Raw genomic sequence first — 4490 nt, forward strand, 5'->3', positions numbered from 1 at the left:
CCGCGCGGGCAATGAGGTCGATACGGCGCCCGGGCTTCTGGCGGATCTGACGCTGGCCTGGACGCCGACGGCTGCATTCGAGGCCAGCCTGTCGGCTGAACATGTTGGCGAGTACTCTACCGATCCGGCCAATGAGCGGACCTATCCGGGCCACACGGTGACCCATGCGAGGGCGTCCTACGCTTTTGACGAGACGCTCGAGGCCTTCGTCATCGTTCGTAACCTGTTCGATCTCAACTATGCCGACCGTGCGGACTTCGCATTTGGAAACAATCGATATTTTCCCAGCGAGCCGCTGAATGCGACCTTCGGCATACGAAAGCGGTTCAATTAGCGCGACGTGAAGCTTCGGAACTGCGAAGGAGTGCGCTAGACCTCCATTAAAACAGGAGGATGCCATGAAGCTTTACCACAGCCCGAAAGCCCCGAACCCCGAGCGCGTCACACAATTTCTGAGCGCCAAGGGCCGTCTCGGCGATGTCGAGATCGAGGAAATCTCGATCATGAAGCAGGAACACAAGACGGATGACTACAGGAAGGTCTCGCCGTTCTCACAGGTGCCAGCGCTTATACTCGACGACGGCACGCAGCTCACCGAGAGCCGTGCGATCTGCACCTATTTCGAAGGCATCTTTCCCGAGCCGAACCTGATGGGCGCTGATCCAAAGGAAAAGGCGCTGATCGAGATGTGGGACCGGCGGGTCGAGCTGATGCTCTTTATCCAGTTCGCGACCTGGTTTCGCAATGCGCATCCGGCCATGGCGCCGCTCGAAAACCCGCAAGTGCCGGAAGCCGGCGCCAAGGCCGAGAAGGGTGCGAAGGCAATGGCCAAGCGCATTAATGCTCACCTCGCCGACAATGACTTTCTTGCAGCAGGCCGGTTCTCCATTGCGGATATCACGCTCAATTGTTTCTGCGGTTTTGCCGGTGTCATGCAGTGGAAGCCGCACGAGGAGTTCGAGAATATTGGCAAATGGCGGGAGCAGGCAAAGGCGGAAATCGGCTAAGGGCCCGACCATCGTCGTAGGCCGGTTGGGCCTATTCGGCTGCTACGCTTTCGCGCTGACCGTCGACCCAGGCCTGAATATCTTCCAGAGCCCGCCTCGCCTGAACACCCTTCTTCGCGCGGCCCTTGGCCTTGCCGCGAATGCGCTTGCCTTCTTCATCCTTCGTCGGGACAGTTCCCGGTTCGGGATCGGGAAATAGGCCGAAATTGATGTTCATCGGCTGGAAGCTCTGCTTGCCTTCAAGGTGCCCGCCCGTGATGTGGCCAATGAGGGCACCGAGCGCTGTGGTGGCAGGCGGTGGTGCAAGCTCAAGTCCGAGGCGTTCGGCCGCCGCAAACCGCCCGGCTAGCAGCCCCATCGCCGCGCTCTCGACATAGCCTTCGACGCCTGTCACCTGCCCAGCGAACCGTAGGCGCGGCATCGATTTCATGCGCAGCTGATTGTCGAGCAGCTTGGGTGAATTCAGGAAGGTGTTGCGGTGGATGCCGCCAAGGCGCGCGAATTGCGCGTTCTCGAGGCCAGGGATCATCCTGAAAATCTCGGCCTGCGCGCCGTATTTAAGCTTGGTCTGGAAGCCGACCATGTTCCAGAGAGACCCAAGCGCATTGTCCTGTCTGAGCTGCACCACGGCGTATGATTTCACATCCGGATCGTGCGGATTGGTCAGGCCGACCGGTTTCATCGGCCCGAAGCGCAGCGTCTCGCGCCCACGCTCCGCCATCACCTCGATCGGCAGGCAACCCTCGAAATAGGGCGTGTCCTTTTCCCAGTCCTTGAACTCGGTCTTCTCGCCCGCGATCAGCGCATCGATGAAGGCATTGTACTGATCCTCATCCATGGCGCAGTTGATATAAGCCGCCGTGTCACCGCCTGGCCCCGGCTTGTCATACCGGCTCTGTTTCCAGGCTTTGTCCATGTCGATTGAGTCGAAATAGACGATCGGCGCAATGGCGTCGAAGAAGGCAAGATCTTCCTCGCCCGTATGCGCGCGGATCGCTTCGGCGAGCTTGATGGAGGTGAGCGGGCCGGTGGCGAGGATGACGCTGTCCCAGTCTTCGGGCGGGATACCGTCGATCTCCTCGCGGACAATTGTGACCAGAGGATGGGCTTTCAGCGTCGCCGTTACATCCTCGGAAAAGCCCTCGCGGTCGACTGCCAGCGCACTGCCGGCCGGAACCTGGTGTTCACCGCCCTTGGTGATGATCAGGCCGTTCGCGCGGCGCATTTCCTCATGCAGCACACCGACCGCATTCGACGTGTGGTCGTCCGAGCGGAAGGAATTGGAGCAGACAAGCTCTGCCAGTTTGTCTGTTTGGTGGGCTTCGGTGCCGCGCACGCCGCGCATTTCGTGGATAATCACAGGCACGCCCATATTTGCGGCCTGCCATGCGGCTTCGGAGCCGGCCATGCCGCCCCCGATGATGTGGATCGGTTTGATGCTCATGACCTGCGATGTGGAGCGCCGGGCCGAAACGGTCAACCCATCTAGAGCTTGCAGATGAGTCCGCGGTCGGGGCTGACCTCGCCGTCAACGCTCGCCTGCCAGGCCGCGTCGATCGCTTCCTTGCCGGTTACCACCTCTGGCGTGACGAATTTCCGCGAGACCGGGTAGAAGGACACCATCGCCTCCTGCGTCATCGCGGCGAGCTTGTCCGGACCAAGCGATTTTGCGCGCTCGGCGGCATAAGTCGGCACGAAAAAGAATTCGGGCTCCGGGCCGGGGAGGTCTGCTGGTGGGGTTCGATCGGCTTCCCAGTCGGTCATGCCGATGATCATGCTGCGCGTGAGCGCCTTGCCGCAGGCGGTGTGGATCGCCGCTGTCAGGGTAGGGCGCCCGGCAAAGTCGACATAGGCGGCAGGCGCGCCGGGTGACAGACTGGTCGCCTCGTCATACGTCGCCACTTCCGAATAGAGCCCCGACTTTTCCACGAACGCCACATTGCCTGGCGATGTGAGACCGATCGTCTTTACGCCGGCCCGGTGCAGGCCGTGCGCGGTGGCGAGCGCTGTCTTGGAGGATGCACTGGAGATTATCACCGTCTCGGGCGGTTCGTCGGCATTCATCAAACTGTCGACGATCATCCAGCCGGTCATATAGAGCGGGCGAAACAGCATCTGCTCGGGCTCGCGGTCTGCGACGTAGACCGGATCGGTGTCGGTAAAGAGGTAGGCATTGTAGATCGGCGCAAGCTCCTGGCGATGCGCTGCTCCGTCGGAGAAGCCTGTCTTGCTCACGCGCACTGGCTGCACGATCAGGTCGCTCGAGACCGGAAAATAGCCATAGACGCGCCGGCCGGGCTCTATGCGCTCGGCGTTGGAGGCTGCCACAGTGGCAAATCCCCAGACCGGGACGCGGCCATAGGCAGGGTCTTCGGCCGGAAAGAAGTTCCAGTAATTCATCGGCGGGCCGCCGAACGTGGCATAGGTCACGTTATTGGCCGTGAGCGCGAAGGCATCGGGCTTGAGACGAGCCTCACCCTCAGCCAGACCACGATCGGTTGTGACCCATTTCGTGTCGCGGATATTGTCGCGCGAAATCCAATGTTCTTCTGCCATGCCGTTTCCTCACCCCTTCTCTTTTTGACAGCCTAGTGGATGCCCGGCGCCATGCCTAGCGAAAGCACTTGGCGGGATGTACTGGACGGGCAGTTTCGCTATGGGGCTTTCATGACATCCGACGATGATCCGAACCCGCGTTCACATGTGACACTCGATCCAGAGGACTGGGAAGGGTTCCGCGCGCGCGCTCACGCCATGGTCGACAAGGCTGTCGACAAGATGGAGGCCGCGACGCAAGGCAGGGTCTGGACGCCTGTGCCGGACACGCTGAAACAGGTCTTGTCCCGCCCGCTTCCTGGCGGCGGTCAAGGGCCGGACGAGACCGATTCGGCGCTGGAGGCGCTGCTTCCGTATTCTGTCGGCAACACCCATCCGCGCTTCTTTGGCTGGGTCCACGGCTCCGGGACGCCGAGCGGGTTGATCCCCGAAATTGCCGCCGCTGCAATGAATGTGAATGCCGGCGGGCGTGATCACGCGGCCATCTATGTCGAGCGCCAGCTGATCGCCTGGGTGCGAGACCTGTTCGGCTTTCCGGAGAGCGCGAGCGGGCTTGCCGTTTCCGGTACAAGTATGGCGACCATCATTGCCCTCAAGGTAGCGCGCGACCGGGCGAGTCGGTTTGCCATGCGGACCGGGGGCGCAGCAGGCAACAAGCTTGTCGGCTATACGTCTGCCGAAGCCCATAGCTGCAATGCGAGAGCTTTCGACATGATTGGGCTAGGATCTGACGCGCTTCGGAAAATATCCGTCAATGCCGACTTCCGTCTGGACGTGCGGGCGCTCGAGGCCGCCATCAAAGAAGACCGCACCAAGGGCTATCATCCCTTTCTCGTCATCGCCACCGCCGGAACGGTAAATACCGGGTCCATCGATAACCTGTCCGCCGCCGCGCAGGTGGCCCGGAAAAATGACCTCTGGTTTCAC

The 4490-nt window shown here is 61.3% G+C and carries 4 protein-coding genes and 1 pseudogene; 3 read left to right on the forward strand and 2 right to left on the reverse strand.

Translation table 11 applies throughout. The features are described 5' to 3' along the window. A pseudogene (locus WA989_RS12105) lies at positions 1 to 334 on the forward strand (TonB-dependent receptor); the annotation flags it as partial. 64 nt (positions 335 to 398) lie between these two features. Next, on the forward strand, positions 399 to 1007 hold the full coding sequence (locus tag WA989_RS12110; protein WP_424340751.1) for a glutathione S-transferase family protein: 609 nt from the start codon (positions 399 to 401) through the stop codon (positions 1005 to 1007). 31 nt (positions 1008 to 1038) lie between these two features. On the opposite strand, the gene trmFO is transcribed toward WA989_RS12110, so the two are convergent. Next, the gene (trmFO, locus tag WA989_RS12115) at positions 1039 to 2451 is read right to left on the reverse strand and encodes a methylenetetrahydrofolate--tRNA-(uracil(54)-C(5))-methyltransferase (FADH(2)-oxidizing) TrmFO (RefSeq protein WP_424340752.1); all 1413 of its coding nucleotides are present in this window, start codon (positions 2449 to 2451) and stop codon (positions 1039 to 1041) included. A 41-nt stretch (positions 2452 to 2492) separates the two neighbouring features. Beyond that, positions 2493 to 3563 carry a DUF2855 family protein gene (locus WA989_RS12120; protein ID WP_424340753.1) on the reverse strand — a complete coding sequence of 357 codons (1071 nt, stop codon included), beginning with the start codon at positions 3561 to 3563 and terminating at the stop codon, positions 2493 to 2495. Positions 3564 to 3614: 51 nt separating this feature from the next. Between WA989_RS12120 and WA989_RS12125 the strand changes: the two genes are divergently transcribed. Then, the coding region (locus WA989_RS12125; protein WP_424340754.1) for a pyridoxal phosphate-dependent decarboxylase family protein at positions 3615 to 4490 on the forward strand (876 nt) is incomplete at its 3' end.

The organism is Henriciella sp., assembly GCF_049649345.1.
GTDB lineage: Bacteria > Pseudomonadota > Alphaproteobacteria > Caulobacterales > Hyphomonadaceae > Henriciella.

What these genes read in the sequence shown, in the direction of transcription:
- trmFO (WP_424340752.1), bottom strand. Translation starts at nt 2,451, where the DNA reads ATGAGCATCAAACCGATCCACATCATCGGGGGCGGCATGGCCGGCTCC.
- WA989_RS12110 (WP_424340751.1), top strand. Translation starts at nt 399, where the DNA reads ATGAAGCTTTACCACAGCCCGAAAGCCCCGAACCCCGAGCGCGTCACA.
- WA989_RS12120 (WP_424340753.1), bottom strand. Translation starts at nt 3,563, where the DNA reads ATGGCAGAAGAACATTGGATTTCGCGCGACAATATCCGCGACACGAAA.